This is a genomic window from Deinococcus rhizophilus, from assembly GCF_030271215.1.
GTDB classification, from domain to species: domain Bacteria; phylum Deinococcota; class Deinococci; order Deinococcales; family Deinococcaceae; genus Deinococcus; species Deinococcus rhizophilus.
On record NZ_JASNGB010000376.1, the window covers coordinates 1 to 641 of the forward strand.

Annotated in this window: 1 protein-coding gene; it reads left to right on the forward strand. The window is 61.3% G+C overall.

Annotation, left to right across the window (positions count from 1 at the left end; all coding sequences use genetic code 11):
- A partial coding sequence (locus QOL99_RS17430) for an IS6 family transposase (protein ID WP_285525678.1) occupies nt 1-635 on the forward strand: 635 nt, incomplete at its 5' end.
- Between the last annotated feature and the right edge of the window lie 6 nt (nt 636-641).

The window sequence follows — 641 nt, forward strand, 5'->3', positions numbered from 1 at the left end:
TCCCCCTCAGCCAGCGGGACGTTCAGGAACTGCTTCACGAGCGTGGTGTTCAGGTCAGTCACGAGACCCTCCGTCAGTGGAACATCAAGTTCGCCCCACTCCTGACCGAGGAACTGCGCCATCGGGAACCCCGGCGGGGTTCTCGATGGCATCTGGACGAGGTCTGCGTCAAGGTCGGCGGGGTCAAGCATTGGTTGTGGCGAGCGGTCGACGAATACGGGGACGTGCTGGACATTCTGCTTCAGGAACACCGAGACACCCAGGCGGCCAAGTCCTTTTTTGTCCGCCTCCTGGGGGAATACGACGTGCCGGAGGTGATCCATACCGACAAGCTGTGGAGCTATGGGGCGGCGCTGCGTGAGATTCCCGTGCTCCACGTCGTGGAGCACGTTCAGGTCGTTTCCACCGCCCGCTGTAACAATCTGGTGGAGCAATCTCATCGACCCACCCGGCAGCAAGAACGAGGCCAACTGGGCTTCAAGCGCCGGAAACGAACACAAGAATTCCTCGCCCTGCACGCCCGAGTCTCGAACCTCCATCGACACACGCGAACCACCGTTCCCGCCACCCTCAGACGAAGCCATCAATCCGCAGCTCTTCTCCGCTGGCGAGAGGCGATGCAGCAGGTGGCTTGATTCTCA